Origin of the sequence: Streptomyces sp. NPDC052023, from assembly GCF_044548465.1 — a bacterium.
Classification (GTDB): Bacteria; Actinomycetota; Actinomycetes; order Streptomycetales; family Streptomycetaceae; genus Streptomyces.
Genome location: NZ_JBIUBW010000012.1, coordinates 209,927 through 230,409, shown reverse-complemented (window position 1 = coordinate 230,409; position 20,483 = coordinate 209,927). Strand labels below are relative to the sequence as shown.

At 73.0% G+C, this 20,483-nt stretch carries 21 protein-coding genes; 14 read left to right on the top strand and 7 right to left on the bottom strand.

Going from position 1 to position 20,483, the window contains the following annotated elements; all coding sequences use genetic code 11:
* The first annotated feature begins 1 nt into the window (after position 1).
* The 3 genes from mshB to ACIHCM_RS24265 all read left to right on the top strand — a co-directional run bounded on the left by mshB (position 2) and on the right by ACIHCM_RS24265 (position 3,584).
* Complete coding sequence (gene mshB, locus ACIHCM_RS24275; RefSeq protein ID WP_399899362.1) at positions 2-862, top strand: N-acetyl-1-D-myo-inositol-2-amino-2-deoxy-alpha-D-glucopyranoside deacetylase; 861 nt, start codon at positions 2-4, stop codon at positions 860-862.
* Positions 859-1,251: a DUF6113 family protein gene (locus ACIHCM_RS24270; protein ID WP_399899359.1), complete on the top strand. Its 393-nt coding sequence runs from the start codon at positions 859-861 to the stop codon at positions 1,249-1,251. The genes mshB and ACIHCM_RS24270 overlap by 4 nt, the downstream gene beginning before the upstream one ends.
* Before the next feature lie 176 nt (positions 1,252-1,427).
* Positions 1,428-3,584, top strand: a complete 2,157-nt coding sequence (locus ACIHCM_RS24265) for a hypothetical protein (protein WP_399899357.1) — start codon at positions 1,428-1,430, stop codon at positions 3,582-3,584.
* 161 nt (positions 3,585-3,745) lie between these two features.
* Here ACIHCM_RS24265 and ACIHCM_RS24260 read toward each other — a convergent pair whose 3' ends face one another.
* Both ACIHCM_RS24260 and ACIHCM_RS24255 read right to left on the bottom strand, forming a co-directional pair.
* Entirely contained in the window at positions 3,746-4,609 is an 864-nt protein-coding gene (locus ACIHCM_RS24260) for a transglutaminase-like domain-containing protein (protein WP_399899354.1), read from the bottom strand.
* A 2-nt stretch (positions 4,610-4,611) separates the two neighbouring features.
* Positions 4,612-5,664, bottom strand: coding sequence for a GNAT family N-acetyltransferase (locus ACIHCM_RS24255; protein ID WP_399899351.1), 1,053 nt, complete (start codon positions 5,662-5,664; stop codon positions 4,612-4,614).
* A 140-nt stretch (positions 5,665-5,804) separates the two neighbouring features.
* Between ACIHCM_RS24255 and fdxA the strand changes: the two genes are divergently transcribed.
* Positions 5,805-6,125: a ferredoxin gene (fdxA, locus tag ACIHCM_RS24250; RefSeq protein WP_018561461.1), complete on the top strand. Its 321-nt coding sequence runs from the start codon at positions 5,805-5,807 to the stop codon at positions 6,123-6,125.
* 110 nt (positions 6,126-6,235) lie between these two features.
* Entirely contained in the window at positions 6,236-7,330 is a 1,095-nt protein-coding gene (locus ACIHCM_RS24245; protein WP_399899347.1) for a bifunctional succinyldiaminopimelate transaminase/glutamate-prephenate aminotransferase, read from the top strand.
* 56 nt (positions 7,331-7,386) lie between these two features.
* On the opposite strand, the gene ACIHCM_RS24240 is transcribed toward ACIHCM_RS24245, so the two are convergent.
* Positions 7,387-7,833: an ATP-binding protein gene (locus ACIHCM_RS24240; RefSeq protein WP_399899345.1), complete on the bottom strand. Its 447-nt coding sequence runs from the start codon at positions 7,831-7,833 to the stop codon at positions 7,387-7,389.
* 343 nt (positions 7,834-8,176) lie between these two features.
* Positions 8,177-9,148 (bottom strand): heavy metal transporter, encoded by a 972-nt coding sequence (locus ACIHCM_RS24235; RefSeq protein ID WP_399899342.1) that lies wholly within the window; start codon positions 9,146-9,148, stop codon positions 8,177-8,179.
* A gap of 83 nt (positions 9,149-9,231) precedes the next feature.
* On the opposite strand from ACIHCM_RS24235, the gene dapE reads away from it, so the two are divergent.
* A complete protein-coding gene (dapE, locus tag ACIHCM_RS24230; protein ID WP_399899339.1) occupies positions 9,232-10,311 on the top strand; it encodes a succinyl-diaminopimelate desuccinylase in 1,080 nt (359 codons plus the stop codon).
* 126 nt (positions 10,312-10,437) lie between these two features.
* Positions 10,438-11,196: a TIGR00730 family Rossman fold protein gene (locus ACIHCM_RS24225; RefSeq protein WP_399899337.1), complete on the top strand. Its 759-nt coding sequence runs from the start codon at positions 10,438-10,440 to the stop codon at positions 11,194-11,196.
* A 94-nt stretch (positions 11,197-11,290) separates the two neighbouring features.
* On the opposite strand, the gene folP is transcribed toward ACIHCM_RS24225, so the two are convergent.
* The gene (gene folP / locus ACIHCM_RS24220) at positions 11,291-12,151 is read right to left on the bottom strand and encodes a dihydropteroate synthase (RefSeq protein WP_399899334.1); all 861 of its coding nucleotides are present in this window, start codon (positions 12,149-12,151) and stop codon (positions 11,291-11,293) included.
* A 155-nt stretch (positions 12,152-12,306) separates the two neighbouring features.
* On the opposite strand from folP, the gene ACIHCM_RS24215 reads away from it, so the two are divergent.
* On the top strand, positions 12,307-12,660 hold the full coding sequence (locus tag ACIHCM_RS24215; protein ID WP_399899331.1) for a DivIVA domain-containing protein: 354 nt from the start codon (positions 12,307-12,309) through the stop codon (positions 12,658-12,660).
* Entirely contained in the window at positions 12,657-13,244 is a 588-nt protein-coding gene (locus ACIHCM_RS24210; protein WP_399899329.1) for a DNA-3-methyladenine glycosylase I, read from the top strand. Before ACIHCM_RS24215 ends, ACIHCM_RS24210 begins: the two co-directional genes overlap by 4 nt.
* 15 nt (positions 13,245-13,259) lie before the next feature.
* Here ACIHCM_RS24210 and ACIHCM_RS24205 read toward each other — a convergent pair whose 3' ends face one another.
* Complete coding sequence (locus ACIHCM_RS24205; RefSeq protein ID WP_399899326.1) at positions 13,260-14,063, bottom strand: enoyl-CoA hydratase/isomerase family protein; 804 nt, start codon at positions 14,061-14,063, stop codon at positions 13,260-13,262.
* Positions 14,064-14,443: 380 nt separating this feature from the next.
* Between ACIHCM_RS24205 and ACIHCM_RS24200 the strand changes: the two genes are divergently transcribed.
* Positions 14,444-14,611, top strand: coding sequence for a DUF3117 domain-containing protein (locus ACIHCM_RS24200; RefSeq protein WP_003966491.1), 168 nt, complete (start codon positions 14,444-14,446; stop codon positions 14,609-14,611).
* 84 nt (positions 14,612-14,695) lie between these two features.
* Here ACIHCM_RS24200 and ACIHCM_RS24195 read toward each other — a convergent pair whose 3' ends face one another.
* A complete protein-coding gene (locus ACIHCM_RS24195) occupies positions 14,696-15,394 on the bottom strand; it encodes an O-methyltransferase (RefSeq protein ID WP_399899439.1) in 699 nt (232 codons plus the stop codon).
* 235 nt (positions 15,395-15,629) lie between these two features.
* Between ACIHCM_RS24195 and sigE the strand changes: the two genes are divergently transcribed.
* The 4 genes from sigE (at position 15,630) to ACIHCM_RS24175 (ending at position 20,237) form a co-directional block, all read left to right on the top strand.
* Entirely contained in the window at positions 15,630-16,331 is a 702-nt protein-coding gene (gene sigE, locus ACIHCM_RS24190) for an RNA polymerase sigma factor SigE (protein WP_399899436.1), read from the top strand.
* Complete coding sequence (locus ACIHCM_RS24185; protein ID WP_399899323.1) at positions 16,328-17,263, top strand: zf-HC2 domain-containing protein; 936 nt, start codon at positions 16,328-16,330, stop codon at positions 17,261-17,263. Before sigE ends, ACIHCM_RS24185 begins: the two co-directional genes overlap by 4 nt.
* A 136-nt stretch (positions 17,264-17,399) precedes the next feature.
* Positions 17,400-19,652: a trypsin-like peptidase domain-containing protein gene (locus tag ACIHCM_RS24180; protein WP_399899320.1), complete on the top strand. Its 2,253-nt coding sequence runs from the start codon at positions 17,400-17,402 to the stop codon at positions 19,650-19,652.
* Positions 19,653-19,817: 165 nt separating this feature from the next.
* A complete protein-coding gene (locus ACIHCM_RS24175; protein WP_399899317.1) occupies positions 19,818-20,237 on the top strand; it encodes a sec-independent translocase in 420 nt (139 codons plus the stop codon).
* Positions 20,238-20,483 lie beyond the last annotated feature (246 nt).

Below are 20,483 nucleotides of genomic sequence, written 5' to 3'. Positions count from 1 at the left end.
CATGACGGAACGGCCCTCCCGGCGTCTGCTCCTGGTGCACGCGCACCCGGACGACGAGTCGATCAACAACGGCGCGACCATGGCCAGGTATGCGGCCGAGGGTGCCCATGTGACCCTGGTCACCTGCACCCTCGGTGAGCGTGGCGAGGTCATCCCGCCCGAACTCGCGCACCTCACCGGCGCCGCCCTCGGCAAGCACCGCCTGGGCGAGCTCACCGCCGCCATGCGTGAACTCGGCGTCGAGGACTTCCGGCTGCTCGGCGCACCCGGCCGCTACCAGGACTCCGGGATGATGGGCCTGCCCGACAACGACGACCCGAGTTGCCTGTGGCAGGCGGACGTCGACGAGGCCGCCGCCCAGCTCGTCGAGGTGATCCGCGAGGTGCGGCCCCAGGTCCTCGTCACCTACGACCCCGACGGCGGCTACGGCCACCCCGACCACATCCAGGCCCACCGCATCGCCATGCGCGCCGCCGAACTCGCCGCCGAGGCCGGCATCGGCATCGCCAAGGTCTACTGGAACCGCGTCCCGCGCACGGTCGCCGAGGACGCCTTCGCCCGCCTCCAGGAGGCGCTGCCCGGCCTGGCCTTCACCAGGAGCGCGGTGATCGACGACGTACCCGGCGTGGTCGGCGACGAGCGGATCACCACCGAGATCGACGGCACCGCCCACGCCGCCGCCAAGGCCGCCGCGATGGCCGCGCACGCCACGCAGATCGAGGTCGCCGAACCGTACTTCGCGCTGTCCAACGCACTCGCGCAGCCGCTGTTCGGCACCGAGTACTACGAGTTGGTGCGCGGCGAGCGAGTCGGGACGGGGCGGGAGACGGACCTCTTCGCCGGGATCGAGGTGGCGTCATGAGCGACCGGCACTCCATGATTTCGCAGCCGCTGCGGCGTCCCTCCGCCGGGCGGACCGCGGCCTACGCCGGCCTGTTCGTGCTCGGCCTGGCGGTCGGCGGCGCCGGGTCGCTGGTGCAGGCCGCCTGGTTCCCGGGCGGACTGCTGCTGGCGCTGGCGGGTGCGGCGGGGACGTTCCTCGGCGGGGCGTGGGCGACCGGCGGCCGGGCCGGAGCCGTGGCGGGCGTGGCCGGCTGGCTGCTCTCCGTCATCCTGCTCACCGCCAGCCGGCCCGAAGGGGACTTCCTCTTCGCCGCGGGCGTGGGCTCGTACGCCTACCTGCTCGGCGGCATGGCCGTGGCTGTGATCTGCGCCACCCTCGCACCGGTCCGGCGGCCGGGCGGCCGGTAGGTCCGACTTGGCGAATGACGTACCGGTTCGCCGTCCTGCCCCGTGCGAGTCCCGTGTGGGTTTCCCCAGTGGTCGCGGGATACCCGCGCGAAGTGGCCAGTATGGTGGAGCCGCCGCCGAGCTGCCCGCGTATCTGAGGTCGTAACGGGCGGTGGAGCCAACCGGGAGAACCTGCCTTGAGTCGTGAAACTGACACTCCGTCCTCCGGGCCCAACGGGCACGGGGGTACCGCATACCCCTCGGGCACGCCGCCCTACGGCACCCCCACGGCTTCCGACAACGGTGCGAACACGGGCCGTTCGGGCGCAGGGTCCGAGGACCGAAAGACCGAGACCACGCTGACGACCCGGATCCGGATCAACATCCCCGGATCGCGACCCATTCCGCCGGTCGTCGTACGCAAGCCCGTCGCCGACTCCGACAACACCGACAGCGGCGACACCGAGGCGGCGGCGCCGGGCGAGGCCGCCTCCCCGGGCACGGTCGAGGCTCCCGCCGAGCAGCAGCAGCCCGGGCCCGGCGAGGAGAAGACCAGCGACTGGTTCGCGCCCCGCAAGTCCGCGCCGGGCAAGGCCGGTCAGGGCGGCGGCGCCGGCAACGGACCGGCTCCGTCCGGCGGTTCGGCCGCCCCGGGTGCTCCGGCCACTCCGGCCGCCCCGGGTGCCGCTCGGCCCGGCGGTGTCGTCGGCTCCATGAACCTGCCGGGCGGCGCCCGGCCCGGCGGCACACAGGGCACGGGCCTGCCCGGCGCGACCGGCGGCCCGGTGGCCCCGGGCCATGGCGGCGGCACCGGCTCCTTCGACGTCACCGAGGCCCTCGCGGCCGGCCCGCAGGGCAACGGCAACGGCTCCCGCCCGGGCGAACCGCGCCGCGACGACCTGCCGTACTTCACGGAACCCGGGCAGAACGGTCAGCGCAGCGGCCAGGGCACGCCCAACGGGCAGGACCCCTACGGCGCGCAGAGCCCCTACGGCGGTCAGGGCCCCACCCCCAACGGCCGGCCCGGCCCGGGCGGCTACGCAGGCCCGCAGGCGCCCGCAGGGCCGACCGGCGGCCCGGTCACCGGCGACAGCCCCCTCGGCCTGCCGAACGGAACGGGTGCTCCCGGCACGGCCCCGCACCCCGGCGCCGGCGGCGGTCTGAGCGACGACACCGCGATCCTCACCCCGCAGCAGCAGGCCCCCGAGCCGCCTCCCGGCAGCCCCTTCGGCGTGCCCGTGGACCATGTCTCCGGGGACACCCTCACCAGCGGCATCCCGGTCGTGCCGCCCGCCGACCGGAGCACGCCGTTCGGGCCGGGCAACCCGGCCGGCGGGGCGGTGGCGCACACCCCGCCGAAGCGGCCCGAGCCGGCGCAGCAGAGCGCGCCCGCCGCGCCCAAGAAGAAAAAGAAGGGCCGCAACAAGCTGGTGCTGCTCGGTGGCGGCGTGATCGCCGTCGCCGGAGTGGCCTACGGTGCCGGTCTGCTGATGAACCACTCCGACGTGCCCAAGGGCACCACCGTGCTCGGCGTGGACATCGGCGGCGGCACCCGAGACGACGCCGTCAAGAAGCTCGACGAGGCCCTCGGGGACCGTGTCGACAACCCGGTGAAGCTGTCCGTCGACGGCGAGACCCTCTCGCTCCGGCCGGACCAGTCGGGCCTCCAGTTCGACACCGACGCCACGGTCGACGCCGCCGCCACCAGCGACTACAACCCCGTCTCCGTGATCGGCTCGCTGTTCGGCCAGGAGCGGGTCGTCGAGCCGGTCATGCCGGTCGACGAGGAGAAGCTGCACTCCGCCCTGGAGACCGTGGCGGGCGGCGCGGGCAGCGCCGGCGACGGCACGATCAAGTTCGAGTCCGGCAAGGCGGTCGCCGTCTACGGCAAGGCGGGCAAGGGCATCGCCGTCGACCAGGCCACCGAGGCCGTCGAGGACGCCTACCGCAGCCAGGTGGAGACCGGCACGGCCACGCCGGTGACGGTGCCGACCACCACCAAGCAGCCGACGGTGCCCGACGCGGAGGTCGACCGGATGATGAAGGAGTTCGCCGAGCCGGCGATGTCCGGCATCGTCACCGTCCAGACCGACCCGGCCCACTCGATCGCCTTCAGCCCGGAGAAGTCCCTGTGGAAGTTCCTCCGCGTCCAGGCCGTCGACGGCAAGCTCGTCGACACCTATGACGAGGCCGCCCTGCAGGAGCTCTACGGCAAGACCTTCGACGGCGTCCTCATCACCCGGGGCACCGGCCAGAAGACCCCGGTCACCGTCCAGGACGTGATCGGCGCCCTGCGCCCGGCCTTGAAGAGCACGACGAACCGCGTGGCGACGATCGAAACAGATCCGAGCTGACGCCACCCCAAGGGCACCCGGAACCCCCCGGGTGCCCGGGGCCCGGTGGGTGCAGCGTCCTGAGGGACGCGGCGAACCACCGATGCCGGCCGCACGGCGCCCTTCAGGGGCGCGGGGAACTGCGCGCCCAGCCACCACGCACCCGCACCCGCGCCCGGCGACTAGTTCAGCAACGCCCGAGCCGCCCGCGCCTCCCCCCGCACCTTCTCCGCCGCACCCTCGTCCACGGCCCCCACCACCTCCGCGTACGCGTCCAGCTCCGCGGCCCCGCCCATGAAGTCCCCCCGCCGCACCAGCACCTGCGCCCGCTCGTACCGCAGCCGGGCCGGATGCGAGGGGAGCAGCAGCGAGAGCTCCACCGCCCACAGCGCCACATCCGACCGCTCGGCCCGCGCCGCGGCCCACGCCCGGATGTTGTTCAGGATCCGCAGCACGACCTCCAGCGGATCCGCGGGCACCAGCATCGAGGGATCAAGCGGCGCCCCCGTGGCCCCCACCACCAGCAACTCCGCGTCGTTGCCGCTCAGCAACCGCCCGCCGTCGAACGGGTCGGCGAGCACCTCCCCGGCGCCGGCCTCCGACGTCTCCCCGAACCCGACGACGAAGTGCCCTGGCAGCGCCACGCCGTACACCGGAGCGCCCGCCCGCCGGGCCACCTCCAGCCACACCACCGACAGCAGGATCGGCAACCCGCGCCGCCGGGTCAGCACGCTGTGCAGCAGCGACGACTCCAGCCGCTCGTAGTCCGCGGCGCAGCCGCGGAACCCGCACCGCTCACCCAGCAGCTCCCGCACCGCCCCGGCCCACGCCCGCGCCCCGCCCGGCCGGTAGGGCAACTGCCCGGCGAGCCGGTCCAGCTCGACCTGCGCCGCGTCGATACCGCCCTCGTCCAGGGTGCCGTCGGCCTGCGCCGCCACGAGCAGACACAGCGTCGCCAGATCGGGCCGCTCGGCACGCGCCTCCTCGGCGAACCGCCGGCGCAGCTCGGCGGTCCGCTCCGGCGGTGGTGGGAAGGGTGGACGCATGGCTATCGGCCCTCCGGCTCCCGGAAGTGGTGGTACGTGTGATGCGCGCCGAAGCCCAGTCCGGCATACAGAGCCCGTGCACCGGCATTGTCAGTCTCCACCTGGAGCCATGCCGCCGACGCCCCCTCGTCCAGCGCCCGCCGGGCCAGCGCGGCCATCACCTCGCCCGCCAGCCCCTGCCGCCGCAGCGCCGGATCCACCTCGACGGCGGCGAATCCGGCCCACCTCCCGTCCACGACGCACCGTCCGATCGCGGCGGGCACATCACCCGCACCGGGAATGCTCGCGAACCACACCGACTCCCCGCTCCCCAGCACCCGCAGCGCCACCTCGGTCACGCCCTTGCGCTGGTACCGCGCCAGCCACCCGGCGTCCGCCTCCCGGGAGAGCACGACACCCGCGCCCTCGGCCCGGTCGGCGACCGGCGCGAGCCAGCCGGTCCACAGCTCGGCGGACACCTCCCGCACCCACCCGCGCCGCTCCAGCTCCGCGCACAGCAGCTCCTGCGTGCCCTCGGCGCCGGTGGCGGCCTGGAGGTAGGCGGGCAGGCCCCGGCCGCCGTACCAGCGCCGTACCGTGCTCAGCGCGTCGTCGAGGGACACGCCCGGGTCACCCAGCGGCAGCACGGAGTTGGCGCGCCGCGTGAAGCCCGCCCGTCGCCGTGCGACCGCCCCCGGCTGACGCCCTTCCGACGGCACGTCCTCGGCCGCCGCCCGCAGCTCCCACTCGCCGAGCCGCTCGCTCTCCAGCGGACGCCAGCCCCGCGCGGCGACCCGCGCCAGCTCCTCGTAGGAGGCGGCGGGTCCCCGTCGCCGGGCCGGTGCCGCGGGCACGACCTTTCCCGCGACCAGCGAGGACTCCTCGATCCTGACGCGTTCGCCGTCCCGCTGTGTGATCACGAGCACACCGTCGTCCCAGGATGTGAGAACACCCACCGTGTCGGTGAATTTCTGCTCCGTGACGCCAGGGTCCCCCAACCGCCGTACGGAGACTCGTTTGCCCACGTCAGCAGTGGTGATACGGACTACGAGGCGTCCTGCCGACGATATTTCCACAGGTCTGTCCACCCCTCCTGTTCGGATCGTGCCCAAGAACGGAGATACTAGGGGCGGGCATCGACGACGCCGCGCTCCCGCGCGCCAGGCGGCGGAGCCTGAGGAGGCCCGCCAGCGCCCTATCGAGGAGGAACGACAGCGTGACCTACGTCATCGCGCAGCCTTGTGTCGACGTCAAGGACAAGGCGTGCATCGAGGAGTGCCCGGTCGACTGCATCTACGAGGGCCAGCGGTCCTTGTACATCCACCCGGACGAATGCGTCGACTGCGGCGCCTGTGAGCCGGTCTGCCCGGTCGAGGCGATCTTCTACGAGGACGACACTCCGGAGGAGTGGAAGGACTACTACAAGGCGAACGTCGAGTTCTTCGACGAGCTCGGCTCGCCCGGTGGCGCGAGCAAGCTCGGCCTGATCGAGCGGGATCACCCCTTCATCGCCGCGCTGCCGCCACAGGGCGAGTGACCCCCTAAGCGGCCCGAAGCGCGCCGCCTCGGTCCCGTACGGCCTGATCACCCCGATCGGCGCCGCACGGGACCGAGGCGTTTGCCGTACCAGAAAGTGAGCCACACACCGTGTCCGCAGTCACCGACCGCCTGCCCACGTTTCCCTGGGACAAGCTCGCGCCGTACAAGCAGACGGCCGCCGCGCACCCGGACGGCATCGTGGACCTCTCCGTCGGCACCCCGGTCGACCCGGTCCCCGAGCTGATCCAGGAGGCGCTGGTCGCCGCCGCCGACTCACCGGGCTACCCGACGGTCTGGGGCACCCCCGAACTGCGTGACGCGATCACCGGCTGGGTGCGCCGCCGCCTCGGCGCCCGGGACGTCACCCACCATCACGTCCTGCCGGTCGTCGGCTCCAAGGAACTCGTCGCCTGGCTCCCCACCCAGCTGGGCCTCGGCCCCGGCGACCGGGTCGCCTATCCGCGCCTGGCCTACCCGACGTACGAAGTGGGCGCGCGCCTGGCCCGCGCGCAGTACGAGGTGTACGACGACCCGGCGGACCTCGACCCGGCGGGCCTGAAGCTCCTGTGGCTGAACTCGCCGTCCAACCCGACGGGCAGGGTGCTGTCCCAGCAGGAGCTGACCCGGATCGTCGCCTGGGCCCGCGAGCACGGCGTGCTGGTCTTCTCGGACGAGTGCTACATCGAGCTCGGCTGGGAGGCCGACCCGGTCTCGGTCCTGCACCCCGAGGTCAACGGCGGCTCGTACGAGGGCATCGTCTCGGTGCACTCGCTCTCCAAGCGCTCCAACCTCGCCGGCTACCGGGCCGCCTTCCTCGCCGGTGACCCGGCGGTCCTGGGCCCGCTCCTGGAGATCCGCAAGCACGGCGGCATGATGACGTCCGCGCCGACCCAGGCCGCCGTCGTGGCCGCGCTGGGCGACGACACCCACGTCCGCGAGCAGCGCGAGCGCTACGCGGCCCGCCGCACGGCCCTGCGCGAGGCCCTGCTGGCCCACGGCTTCCGTATCGAGCACAGCGAGGCGAGCCTGTACCTGTGGGCGAGCCGGGACGAGTCCTGCTGGACCACGGTCGCCCACCTCGCCGACCTGGGCATCCTGGTCGCGCCGGGCGATTTCTACGGCCCGGCCGGCGAGAAGTTCGTACGCGTGGCCCTGACGGCGTCGGACGAGCGGGTGGCGGCGGCGGTCAAGCGCCTCGCGTGAACGCGGCGGAGGGGTCCAGGGAACTCCCTGGACCCCTCCGCTCAGGCGCCCGGCGCTCAGCCGATCGGCAGCCCCTTGGTGGGCAGCGACGTCGTCGGCAGCCCGCCCCTGGTCAGTCCGTCCGTGGCGAGTCCGCCCGTGGTCGCGGCTGACGCGGCGTCACCCACGACGGCACCGGCGGCGCCGGCGGTGTCACCCGCGACCTTCTGGACCACCGGCGTCGCCTTCTTCGCGACCTGGCCACCGGTCTTGCCCGCGGCCGGCACCGCCTTCTTGACCGCCTTGCTGCCGGTGTCGCCGGCGGTACCGGTGACGCTCTGCGCCGCGCTGTCGACGGTGTTGCCGACGTTCGCCGTGTCCAGGGCGGTCAGGCCGCCCAGGTTTCCGGTGGCGGGCAGTTCGGGGGCCGCGCTGGCGGAGCCGGCCGCACCGACCCCGGCAGCCGCTCCCGCTGCGACGAGCAGCGCGGCACGGGCGATCCGGCGGGTCAGGGGGAGGGACATGATGCTCCTTCGACGGGAGAGAACGGTGAAGTGTCCAGCCGTGCCTGGAAGCTGACCCCGCGATCTCGGTCGCGTCCTTCGGTCTCGCTCTCCGGGCTCGGACGCAGTGACTACCGCTCGAAGCCCGCGAAGGTTGCGGCACGCCAATGTAAAGAGTTGGCAATGCGTCGCATTATCGGCTGCGGATAAAAACGGGCAAAGAAGACCCGGTCCGAAAGTCTGCCGAATCCTTACGGCCCCGCGCTCGCAAGGGATTTGGCGGCTACGGGAGTGAGTTCGCGAAAACCTGAGCACCCCGTCGCCCCGAGTGGACGCACGTGACCCGTCGGAGTGATCGTTCGTACTACTGCGCAGTGACAATTCGGACGGCGTCCGCGGGGGCGTCCGCCCGGTCCGCATTCTTCGCGTCCCCCGTCGCGGCGTGCCACCGGCTGTCGGTGTGCCCCGCGACCCACTCCCGGCCGCCGTACGAGACGCGTTCGATGTGCAGCTCCGAGGCGTTGGCCACGGCCCAGTGCGCGTACTGCCAGCCGCGCTCCTCGCTGCTGCGTCCGCCCGTGTCCCCGGCGACCGGCACGGTCACCGTCCGCCCGCTGGTCTCGGTGACCAGGGTCGGTGTGGGCGTCGGCGTGGCGGCACCGACCTCGGCGCCGGCCTGCTGCACGGCGTCCCGGCCGAAGTCGCGTACGAGCGCTGAGCGCACCGCGTCCGGACCGGCGGTCGGGGTGGCCCCGGGCCGGCCCTCGCAGGTCAGCGTGGCCGCCGCGCGACCGGTGAGGGCCGCGGCGAGCAGGGTGGCGTCCGGCTCGTGCTTGGCGTACGCCTGCGGGAAGCCGCTGCGCTGCACGCGCTGGGCGGCCACGGTGAGCGGCAGCCGGGTGTAGCCCGGGACCTTGACCAGATGGTCGTAGAACATGCCGGCCGAGTAGATCGGGTCCATGATCTGTTCCTCGGTGCCCCAGCCCATCGAGGGCCGCTGCTGGAACAGGCCCAGCGAGTCGCGGTCGCCGTGGCTGATGTTGCGCAGCGCGGACTCCTGCAGGGCGGTCGCGAGGGCGATGGTGACGGCCCGTTCGGGCAGGCCGCGGGCGGTGCCGACGGCGGTGATGGTCGCGGCGTTGACGGCCTGCTCGGGGCTGAACTCGTAGGTCGCCCCGTCGTCGTCGGCGGAGACGACCTCGCATCCCGGGCCGCCGGTGCCCCCGGTGATGTACTGCACCGCGAGATAGCCCGCGACGGCGAGGAGCACCACGAAGGCCGCCCCGGCACGGAGGAGGCGGCCGCGACGCTTGAGAGAAGGGGACGGCTCTGGCACGCGTAACAAGGTACTGGAGAGTACGGAGTGACTGGTGCCAGGTGCGGAAAGTACTCCCAGGTCGGGAGCGCTAGGGTCGGCTCATGGCCGACTCCCCGCTTGACCTCACCCTGGACGCCGCCCGGCTCACCGCCCAGCTCGTCGACTTCCCGTCGGAGAGCGGCAGCGAGAAGCCCCTCGCGGACGCGATCGAGAACGCCCTGCGCGCCCTGCCGCACCTCACGGTCGCCAGGTACGGCAACAACGTCGTGGCCCGCACGGACCTGGGCCGGCCGCAGCGGGTGATCCTCGCCGGGCACATCGACACGGTGCCGATCGCCGGCAACGTGCCGTCCCGGCTGGACGAGGACGGCGTGCTGTGGGGGTGCGGCACCTGCGACATGAAGGCGGGCGTCGCGGTGCAGCTGCGCATCGCGGCCACGGTCCCGGCCCCCAGCCGCGACCTGACCTTCGTCTTCTACGACAACGAGGAGGTCGCCGCCGACCTCAACGGCCTCAAGCACATCGCCGAGGCGCACCCCGAGTGGCTGGAGGGCGACTTCGCGGTGCTGCTGGAGCCGTCCGACGGCCAGGTCGAGGGCGGCTGCCAGGGCACCCTGCGCGTCCTGCTGAAGACGAAGGGCGAGCGCGCCCACTCGGCGCGCGGCTGGATGGGCGCCAACGCGATCCACGGTGCCGCCCCGATCCTGGCCCGGCTCGCCTCCTACCAGCCCCGCTACCCGGTGATCGACGGGCTGGAGTACCGCGAGGGGCTGAACGCGGTGGGCATCACGGGCGGTGTGGCGGGAAACGTCATCCCCGACGAGTGCGTGGTGACGGTCAACTTCCGCTATGCCCCCGACCGTACGGAGGAGGAGGCGATCGCCCATGTCCGTGAGGTCTTCGCCGACTGCGGTGTGACCGACTTCGTGGTGGACGACCACAGCGGGGCCGCGCTGCCCGGCCTGTCGCACCCGGCCGCCGCGGCCTTCATCGAGGCGGTGGGCGGCACCCCGCAGCCCAAGTACGGCTGGACGGACGTCTCCCGCTTCAGCGCCCTGGGCGTCCCGGCGGTCAACTACGGCCCCGGCAACCCGCACTTGGCCCACAAGCGGGACGAGCGGGTGGAGACGGCGAAGATCCTCGCGGGTGAGGAGCGGCTGCGGGCCTGGCTCACGGCGTGACACGCGCGCGGGGCGCGAGGGGCTCTCCGCGCGGGCGCTTCGTTGCGGACATTCACATGTCCCCCCTCCGTAACCGGCGTGGATCTACGCTGAGGTGGAAACACCCCGCAAGCGGAGGGAGCGCACATGGTCACCGGCAATCCTGAGGGAAAGCGGCAGCCGCCGGAGGAGCAGCGACTCGGCCCGGTCCTCCGGCGGCGGAGCCAGGTGACGGCGAGCACGACGGACCAGCGCCTGCTGGACGCGGGCGGCCCCTCGGACTGGGTCCACACCGACCCTTGGCGCGTCCTTCGCATCCAGTCGGAGTTCATCGAGGGCTTCGGCACCCTCGCCGAACTCCCGCCCGCGATCAGCGTGTTCGGCTCCGCCCGCACTCCGGTGGAGTCCGCCGAGTACGACATCGGCGTGCGTCTCGGCCGCGGTCTCGTGGAGGCGGGCTTCGCGGTCATCACCGGCGGCGGTCCCGGGGCGATGGAGTCGGCCAACAAGGGCGCGGTCGAGGCGGGCGGCATCTCGGTCGGCCTCGGTATCGAGCTGCCGTTCGAACAGGGTCTGAACCCCTATGTCGACATCGGACTGAACTTCCGGTACTTCTTCGTCCGCAAGATGATGTTCGTCAAGTACGCGCAGGGCTTCGTGGTCCTGCCCGGCGGCATGGGCACCCTGGACGAGCTCTTCGAGGCCCTGACGCTGGTCCAGACCCAGAAGGTCACCCGCTTCCCCATCGTCCTGTTCGGCACCGACTACTGGGGCGGCCTGGTCGACTGGCTCCGCCACACCGTGGTGGCCCAGGGCAAGGCGGTGGAGAAGGACCTCCAGCTGTTCCACGTCACGGACGACGTGGACGAGGCGGTGGCACTGGTGTCCAAGGAGGCGGGCCGCTAGACGGGGCCGTTGCCGGCCGACCGGCGTGGGCGGCGCTCCGGGGCAGGCGCCCCCGGACCCCACGCCGGGCCGGCCGTGCCGGCGGGTGAGTGCGTCAGGCCAGCCCGCGCCGTGCCACCGCCGGGTCACTCCACCCCGCGATCGCCGAGACCATCTGCAGCACCTGCCGGGTCTCCGCCACCTCATGCACCCGGTACACCTGCGCCCCCAGCCACGCGGACACCGCCGTCGTGGCCAGCGTCCCGATGACCCGCTCCTTCACCGGCTTGTCCAGGCTCTCCCCGACGAAGTCCTTGTTGGACAGCGACACCAGCACAGGCCAGCCGGTCCCGACCATCTCCCCGAGCCGCCGCGTCGCCTCCAGGCTGTGCCGCGTGTTCTTCCCGAAGTCGTGCCCGGGATCGATCAGCACCGACTCCCGGGGCACCCCCAGGGACACCGCCCGCTCGGCCAGCCCGAGCGTGACGCGCAGGATGTCCGCCATGACGTCGTCGTACGTGACCCGGTGCGGCCGCGTACGTGGCTGCGCCCCACCGGCGTGCGTGCACACGAGCCCCACCCCGTACCGCGCGGCGACCTCCGCGAGTCGCGGATCCACCCCGCCCCACGCGTCGTTCAGCAGGTCGGCCCCGGCCTCGCACACGGCCTCACCGACGTCGTGCCGCCAGGTGTCCACACTGATGATCACGTCCGGGAACCGCCGCCGCACCTCGGCCACGAACCCGACCGTCCGGCGTGCCTCCTCCCGCGCGGTGACCTCCTCGCCGGGCCCCGCCTTGACCCCGCCGATGTCGATGATCGCGGCCCCCTCCGCCACCGCCTGCTCCACCCGGGCGAGCGCCGGCTCGTCGCGGAAGGTGGCCCCCTGGTCGTAGAAGGAGTCCGGGGTCCGGTTCACGATGGCCATGATCACCGGCTCGCGCGGGTCGAACTCCCGCCTGCCCAGCCTGAGCATCCCGTGTGACCTCTCCTCGTTCGTCCTGGTCCTGGCCCTGTGCGACCGCCTGTGACCCTAACTGTCAGACTCGCATGGCACGATCGGACCCTGACACATCCGACGTCGGCGTACGCCTCGGGTACGCCGCCACACTCCGCGTGGGGACCTCAGCGATGGTTATGTTCTTGTTCCTGGTCGTCGCCCTCGCCGTCGTGGTCGCCGCGGTGACCCTCGCGGTGGTCGGCGGCGGTGAGCACGGCCCGCTCCCGGAGGCCGCGCCCGAACGGCTCCAGGACCCGCTGCCCCTGGACCGCCCGCTCGGCCGCACCGACATCGACGCCCTGCGTTTCCCCCTCGCCGTCCGTGGCTACCGCATGGCCGACGTCGACGACGCCCTGAACCGCGTCGCCGCGGAGCTCGCGGAGCGGGACGCCCGGATCGCCGACCTGGAGTCCGCCCTGGCCGGCGCCCGTGCCGCGGCCCATGTCCCCATGGACAAGCCCGGGCGGGAAGAGGGCCCGCGATGAGCGACGGGACCGCCCTGGCCGGCCCGGACGGCGTGCGGCGCTGCCCCTGGGCCCTGTCCACGCCGGACTACGTGACGTACCACGACGAGGAGTGGGGCCGCCCGGTCCACGGTGACGACGCGCTGTTCGAGCGGCTGTCCCTGGAGGCCTTCCAGTCCGGGCTGTCCTGGATCACCATCCTGCGCCGCCGCCCCGGCTTCCGCGCCGCCTTCGCCGACTTCAAGATCGCAGAGGTGGCCACTTTCACGGACGACGACCGCGAACGCCTCCTCGCCGACGTCCGCATCATCCGCAACCGCGCGAAGATCGACGCCACCCTCGGCAACGCCCGCGAGCTGGCGCAGTGGGCGCCGGGCGAGCTGGACGCGCTGATCTGGTCGCACGCCCCCGACCCGGACACCCGCCCGGTCCCCAAGACCCTCGCCGACGTCCCCGCCGTCACGCCGGAGTCGACGGCCCTGTCCAAGGACCTCAAGAAGCGGGGCCTGCGCTTCGTGGGGCCGACGACGGCGTACGCGCTGATGCAGGCGTGTGGCCTGGTCGACGACCACCTGGCGGACTGCGTCGCCCGCCGCGTCGGCTGACCGGGGCGGGCCGGCTCAGCGCCCCAGGTACTTCGGCTTCTCCTTGTTCACGAACGCCTGGACCGCGATCCTGTGGTCCTCCGACGCGCCCGCCCGCGCCTGCAGCTCGTCCTCCTTCTCCAGCGTCTCGGCCAGGGAGTGGGCGAAGCCGTACGCCACGGCCTCCTTGAGCGCCGCGTACGCGACCGTCGGCCCCTCGGCGAGCAGGCGGGCCACCTGCCCGGCCTGCGCGCGCAGCTCAGCCGCCGGAACGACCCGGTTCGCGATGCCCAGCTCGTACGCCTCCTGCGCCTTGACGCTGCGCGGGAAGAGCAGCAGGTCGGTGGCGCGCGCAGGGCCCACCACGCGCGGCAGCGTCCAGGACACACCGGAGTCGGCGGTCAGCGCGACGCCGGCGAACGAGGTGTTGAAGGCCGCCGTGTCCGCCACGACCCGGTAGTCGGCGGCGAGCGCGAAGCCGAAGCCCGCGCCGGCGGCCACCCCGTTCACGCCCGCGACCACGGGCTTGGCCATGTCGGTCAGCGCCCGCACGATCGGGTTGTAATGCTCACGCACGGTGCTCATCGTCCGCCCGTCGCCCTCCTCCCGGTCGGCGGCCAGCAGCCCGATGTGCTCCTTGAGGTCCTGGCCCACGCAGAACGCCCGGTCCCCGGCCGCGGTCAGCAGCACCGCCCGGACGGCGTCGTCGGCCGCCGCGGACTGCACCGCGTCACGGAGGGCGACCTTGGTCTCGATGTTCAGCGCGTTCATCGCCTCGGGGCGGTTCAGCGTGATCGTCGCGAGCCCGTCGTTCACCTCGTAGAGCACGGTGTCGGCCATGGCGTATCCCCTCCGGTTCGGCGGCTCGGGCGTACCGGTCGGTACGTCCCTTCTGAGGACAGCATGGCGGAGATCACGGAGAACGGCCCCCGGCGTCCGTGTGAGCTGCGTCAAAGAATTCGGCCCGGTTTCCGGTCGGCGGATGTCCGTGCGGCTGCGCAGTATCGCAGCCACATCGCCGAATTGAGTGGTTTTGCTCGCGCGCGTTGCCCAAGCGATGCCGGCCGATGTTGGTCATCGGGTCGTGAGATGCGGGATAATGGCTGGGAAGCAATGTGTTCGATGCCGGTGTCGCGTGTCTTGTTTCACGGACCGCGCGTGCCCATCAGCGGGCGCCGTCGGCCTTGACGATGAGCTGGTTTTCAGGAAGGGGAACGAGCATGGCGGCCATGAAGCCGCGGACGGGTGACGGCCCGCTCGAGGTGACCAAGGAGGGGCGGGGCATCGTCATGCGCGTTCCGCTCGAAGGCGGCGGTCGGCTCGTCGTCGAGCTGACCCCGGACGAGGCCGACGCGCTCGGCGACGCCCTCAAGAAGGTTGTGGGCTGACCCGCAGGCGACCATACCCTTTCAGCCGCCCCGGCACCGCATCCGGTGCCGGGGCCGCTGTTTGCGCCGGTGGGAGCACTGTGCTCACCGCTTGACCGCGCACAGCAGCCCGTCGCCCACCGGCAGCAGCGACGGCACCAGTTCCTGGCTCTCACGCACCGCGCGCAGCAGCTCGCGCAGCCGTAGCACCTCCGTCGGCTGCGGGCCCGAGTCCACCGTGCGCCCGTTGGCGAAGACGCCCTCGAAGACCACCAGACCCCCGGGACGCAGCAGGCGCAACGATTCAGCGAGGTAGTCCAGCACCTCCAGCCGGTCACCGTCGCAGAAGACGAGGTCGTAGCCGGCGTCCGCCAGCCGGGGCAGCACCTCCAGGGCGCGGCCGGGGATGAACCGGGCCCGGTTGCTGGCGAACCCGCAGGCACGGAAGGCCTGCCGGGCGAACTGCTGGTGCTCCGGCTCGGGGTCGACGGTGGTCAGCACGCCGTCCGCGCGCATGCCGTGCAGCAGATGGATCCCGGAGACTCCGGTGCCGGTGCCGATCTCGGCGACCGCCTTGGCGTCCACGGAGGCGGCCAGCAACCGCAGCGCGGCGCCCGTGCCGGGCGAGACCGAGCGCAGCCCTGCGTCCCGGGCCCGGTCGCGGGCCCAGTGCAGCGTGTCGTCCTCGGCGACAAAGGCGTCGGCGAACGCCCAGCTCGTCAGCCGGTTGCCGGTAATGACCCTCTCCTGTCCCCGTGGTTGCCTGGGCGTGACTGTATCCGTTGGTGCCGGGAACCCGCAGATGGGACCGGGCGTTTAGAGGGGTGGGAGACGACGGCGGGGGACACGGTTGGATCACGACGACGGGCGGGGCGCCGAGCAAGTGCTGACGCAGCCGCATGAGCCGTATCAGCACAGATCAATTTCTCGTAAAACCGCTTATGGGGAGCTAACGGGCGAGGTGGCTATGGTAGGGGCTCCACTGGACACCACCAGAGCTGACAGGGGAGGTGCGGCTGCGCCTGTGGACCGCACAGGAGTGCTGAGGCGCTTCCTCGGGTCGGCGGGCAGGCCGAAATCCGTGAACGACACCGCTGCTGACCCCAGCCACGCCGCTGACCACGACCGGACCGCGACGTTCTCCACCGACGCGGACGGGCAGGCGTGGACTCCGCCCACCTGGGAGGAGATCGTCAGCACCCACAGCGGTCGTGTCTACCGGCTGGCGTACCGCCTCACCGGTAACCAGCACGACGCCGAGGACCTCACGCAGGAGGTCTTCGTCCGTGTCTTCCGCTCCCTGTCGACGTACTCGCCGGGGACGTTCGAGGGCTGGCTGCACCGCATCACCACGAACCTCTTCCTGGACATGGTCCGCCGCAAGCAGCGCATCCGCTTCGACGCCCTCGGCGAGGACGCGGCCGAGCGGCTGCCCAGCCGCGAGCCGTCCCCGCAGCAGGTCTTCAACGACGCGCACTTCGACGCGGACGTCCAGCAGGCCCTCGACACCCTCGCGCCCGAGTTCCGCGCCGCGGTCGTCCTGTGCGACATCGAAGGACTGTCGTACGAGGAGATCGCCGCGACCCTCGGCGTCAAGCTCGGCACGGTCCGGTCCCGGATCCACCGTGGCCGCTCCCAGCTGCGCAAGGCCCTGGCGCACCGGTCCCCGGAGGCGCGCGCCGAGCGTCGCTCCTTCGTGCCCCGCGTGCCCGCTCTGGGGGGAGGAGGCGCGTCCGCGTGAGTGGCACACGTCCGACGGCTGCCGAGGAGCGCCTCGCGGAGCAGCACCTGGGAGACCGACTCGCCGCCCTGGTGGACGGAGAGCTGGGTCATGACACGCGTGAGCGTGTGCTGGCGCACGTGGCGACCTGCCCGAAGTGCAAGACGGAGGTCGACGCCCAGCGCCGGCTGAAGAACGTCTTCGCGGAGGCCGCGCCGCCGCCGCCCTCGGAGAGCTTCCTGGCCCGTCTCCAGGGGCTGCCCGGCGGAGGCGGTCTCGACGGTGGTCTGCCATCGGCAGGGGAGGGCTTCGGCGCAGGCGTCTTCGGCATGCCGCGCGGGGAGCGCTTCGACTTCGCGTACGTCCCCACGGCCGCGCACGCGTCCGTCCTGCCCGCCTCCGCGCAGCGTGGCTTCCGGATCCACGACGTCGGCCGCAGCGAGGCCGAGCGGGCGGCGGCCTCGCGGGGGCGCCGGTTCGCTTTCGTGGCCGCCGGGGCGGTGTCCCTCGCGGCGATCGCGCTGGGCGGCGTCAACACGGGCACACCGGGCGACACCGAGACCCGGAGCGGCTCGGGAAGCAACGTGACCCCGGCGCGTCCGGGGGCGGGGACGGCGACGACATCCGAGAGCCAGCGGCGCCGCGGGACCGGCCCGATGCTCGCGCAGATCCAGGGTGGACGGACGCTCGGGGAGACGCCTGCGGCCCCGACCGAGGTGTCCGCACCTCTGCTGCCCGGGGTGGCCTCCCAGCCCGCGCACGCCCTCACGGCGCCGATGGTGGCCGGTGCGGCCGCGATGTCGCCGCTGATACGTCCACTGGCGGCGCCCCCGCCGATCATGCTCACCAGCTGGTCGACGGCACCGGAGGTGACGACGCCCGGCCTGCTCACGGCGCCTGTCACCGACGGGATCGCCGGTCCGTCCGCGTCCTCCACCGTCACACCCCGCTGACCGTTCCCTGCGCCGCGACGCGCGAACCTGGTTGAATCCCAGGTGAACCGCGCCCGCGCCCAGGCGCCCGGCGTGGAATTCTCGAACTGCGGCCACACCGACGACGAGCCGGGCCGCGGCCAGCTGTGGGGAGAGCATGAACGAGGGCACCGCGCCGACGCCGGGCAAGGGGGAGGGCGACTTCGAACTGAGGCGCCCCGAGGACGCACCCGAGGAGGCGCCGGGCGCCGGGGCGCCGCGGGACGAGGTGCCGGGGGACGAGGTCCCGCCGGGCGGCATCGCCGCGTCCGACGCGCGGCCGGACGTCCCGGTTGCCCCGCCCGCCGTCGCGGATCTCAAGCCGCTCCACGATCCCGACCCCTACAGCACCCCGCCCTACGGCGAGCCGGGCCCCTGGGCGCCTGCCCCACCCGTACAGCATCCGGCGGCCACGCCCGCGCAGGGTACGGCGATGACGCCGCCGGTTGCGGCACCCGTGGCGCCGCCGCACGGGGTGCCGGGCCCGGCTGCCCCCGCTGCCCCCGCCCCGGCTGCCGCTCCGGTTGTCCCGGGCCTGGCCGATGCGGCTACCGGTCCGGTTGCGCAGGGCCTGGCTGCGCCGGCTTCCGCTGCTCCGGGGTTGACCGCGTCGGCTTCGGGTCCGGCTGTCCCTGCCCCGGCCGGTCCGGCTGCGGCTCCGGGCGTTCCGGGCCTGGCTGCGCCGGCTTCCGCTGCTCCGGGGCTGGCCGGTCCGCCACACACTCCGGCGCCGGCACCTGTCGTTCCGGGGCCTGCCGCCCCGGCCCCCGCTCCCGCAGTCCCGGATCCGGCTGCGTCGGACCACGCCGCCCCGGCCCCTGCTCCCGTGGTCCCGCATCGGGCTCAGGCCGGACCGGAGGCCGCGCTGTCGGCCCCGGCCTTCGCTCCCGCAGTCCCGGATCCCGCTCAGGCCGTACCGGGGACCGCGCAGCCCCCGCCCTGTGAGGGCCCGGCGCCCGCCACCGTAGCTGCGTTCCCGGCACCGGGCCCGGTGCCCGCCCCCCTGCCCGCTCAGGCCGCACCCGCACCGCCCGCTCCCGCTCCCGCACCCGCGCCGCCCCCGCCGCCCGCTCCCGCATCCGCGGCGCCCGCCCTCGCCCCCGCCCATGACGGCACCCCCACCCACAGCCCGGCCTCCGTATCGCCGGACCCCTGGCATCGCTACGACCCCTGGGCGGGCGGGGCCGTCGGCGGTGCGCCCTCGGCCGCCCCGCTCCAGCAGACCGGTGCCGCGGTGCTCACCGAGCAGCAGGGACGCAGGCGAGGGCGCAAGATACTCGTCGTCGGCACCCTGATCGTCGCCCTCGTGTCCGGCGGCGTCGGCGGAGTCGTCGGCGCCTATCTGGAGCGCAACGGTGGGGTCGGGCAGGTCGAGCTGGAGCAGGCCGGGCAGGAGGACGCGGGGCGGGACGCCGACAGTGTGGCCGGGATCGCCGCGCGGGCCCTGCCCAGCGTGGTCACCCTGCATGTGAGCGGCGGCTCCGGTGAGGCAGGCACCGGCACCGGCTTCGTGCTCGACGGCCGGGGCCACATCCTCACCAACAACCACGTAGTGGAGCCCGCCGGCGAGGACGGCGACATAACCGTCACCTTCCACAGCGGAGAGACCGCGAAGGCCGAGGTCGTCGGCCGCGACGGAGGCTACGACCTGGCGGTCGTGCGTGTCCGCGGCGTCAGTGGCCTGGAGCCGCTGCCCCTCGGCAATTCCGACAGCGTCCAGGTCGGCGACCCGGTCGTCGCCATCGGCGCCCCCTTCGACCTGGCGGGGACGGTCACCTCCGGCATCATCAGCGCCAAGGAGCGACCCATCACGGCGGGCGGCGAGGGCGGCGGCGCCAGCGACGTCTCCTACGTCGACGCCCTGCAGACCGACGCCCCCATCAACCCGGGAAACTCCGGTGGCCCCCTCCTCGACGCCCGGGCCCGGGTGATCGGCATCAACTCCGCCATCCGCTCCGCGGACGGCGGCGGCGACCCGGAGGGCGGTCAGTCCGGCTCCATCGGGCTCGGCTTCGCCATACCGATCAACCAGGGCAAACGCGTCGCCGAGGAATTGATCAACACTGGCCGGGCCACCCACCCGGTCATCGGCGTCACCCTCGACATGGACTACACCGGCGACGGCGCACGCGTCGGAACCAACGGCAGCGACGGCGGCGCACCGGTCACTCCGGGCGGCCCCGGCGCCAAGGCCGGGATCAAGCCCGGCGACGTGATCACCGAGGTCGACGGCCAGCGGATCCACTCCGGTGAGGAACTGATCGTCAAGACCCGCGCCCACCGCCCCGGTGACCGGCTGGAGCTGACCCTGCGGCGGGACGGCGCCGAACGGACGATCTCGCTGGTGCTCGGCTCCTCCGCCGGAGACTGAGCGGACGCGAACAAATCTCACAGACCGGACCGCGGCCCACTCCCACAAGGCAAACAACCGGAAAAACGCTCACTTACCCGCACGTGTGGCGCCCGGGACGGTACCGGTCGGACAGGATCGGCGGGTACCGTGGATCCGGCCCGGGACATCGCAAGGAGCTTTCAGGTGTTCAATGACATAGGACCGCTGGAGCTGGTGACGCTCGTCGTCCTCGCCGTGCTCGTGTTCGGTCCGGACAAGCTCCCCAAGGTCATCCAGGACGTGATGCGCACGGTCCGGAAGATCCGTGAGTTCTCGGAGAGCGCCAAGCAGGACATCCGGCAGGAACTCGGCCCGGAATTCAAGGACTTCGAGTTCGAGGATCTCAACCCCAAGACCTTCATCCGCAAGCAGCTGGACAACGAGGACCTGGGGCTGAAGGAGATCCGCAACGGCTTCGACCTGAAGAAGGAGATGGCCGAGGTCACGGACGCCGTGCACAGCCGCGATGCCGAGCCGCCCGCCGCCCCCGGTTCTTCGGGTGCCCGCGTCGACATGACGAAGAAGCCCGACGACCGCCCGCCCTTCGACGCGGACGCCACCTGACAGCTGCGGACCGCCCGCTCGCTTCCGCCTGCCGGCTGCCTTCTTCCGCGCCACCTGGCCGTACGCGGCGCGCCTCGCTCCTTCTCGATCCACCCCCCAAGGGCTCGAACGCGTCGTCCGCGCGACCCACGCGCCGGGCGCATTCCCGGCTGCCCGCAGAGGTGTGGATATGCTGCCGAGTTGTTGTGCGGACCGGACGAGTACGCCCGAAGGGGGGCGGGCCGTTCGATCCGACGAGAGCGAGGA

Bases quoted from the DNA above. Each gene is read 5' to 3' on its own strand.
- mshB (WP_399899362.1), top strand. From the start codon at position 2: ATGACGGAACGGCCCTCCCGGCGTCTGCTCCTGGTGCACGCGCACCCG.
- ACIHCM_RS24270 (WP_399899359.1), top strand. From the start codon at position 859: ATGAGCGACCGGCACTCCATGATTTCGCAGCCGCTGCGGCGTCCCTCC.
- ACIHCM_RS24260 (WP_399899354.1), bottom strand. From the start codon at position 4,609: ATGCGTCCACCCTTCCCACCACCGCCGGAGCGGACCGCCGAGCTGCGC.
- ACIHCM_RS24240 (WP_399899345.1), bottom strand. From the start codon at position 7,833: ATGTCCCTCCCCCTGACCCGCCGGATCGCCCGTGCCGCGCTGCTCGTC.
- dapE (WP_399899339.1), top strand. From the start codon at position 9,232: ATGGCCGACTCCCCGCTTGACCTCACCCTGGACGCCGCCCGGCTCACC.
- ACIHCM_RS24225 (WP_399899337.1), top strand. From the start codon at position 10,438: ATGGTCACCGGCAATCCTGAGGGAAAGCGGCAGCCGCCGGAGGAGCAG.
- folP (WP_399899334.1), bottom strand. From the start codon at position 12,151: ATGCTCAGGCTGGGCAGGCGGGAGTTCGACCCGCGCGAGCCGGTGATC.
- ACIHCM_RS24215 (WP_399899331.1), top strand. From the start codon at position 12,307: ATGGTTATGTTCTTGTTCCTGGTCGTCGCCCTCGCCGTCGTGGTCGCC.
- ACIHCM_RS24210 (WP_399899329.1), top strand. From the start codon at position 12,657: ATGAGCGACGGGACCGCCCTGGCCGGCCCGGACGGCGTGCGGCGCTGC.
- ACIHCM_RS24205 (WP_399899326.1), bottom strand. From the start codon at position 14,063: ATGGCCGACACCGTGCTCTACGAGGTGAACGACGGGCTCGCGACGATC.
- ACIHCM_RS24200 (WP_003966491.1), top strand. From the start codon at position 14,444: ATGGCGGCCATGAAGCCGCGGACGGGTGACGGCCCGCTCGAGGTGACC.
- ACIHCM_RS24180 (WP_399899320.1), top strand. From the start codon at position 17,400: ATGAACGAGGGCACCGCGCCGACGCCGGGCAAGGGGGAGGGCGACTTC.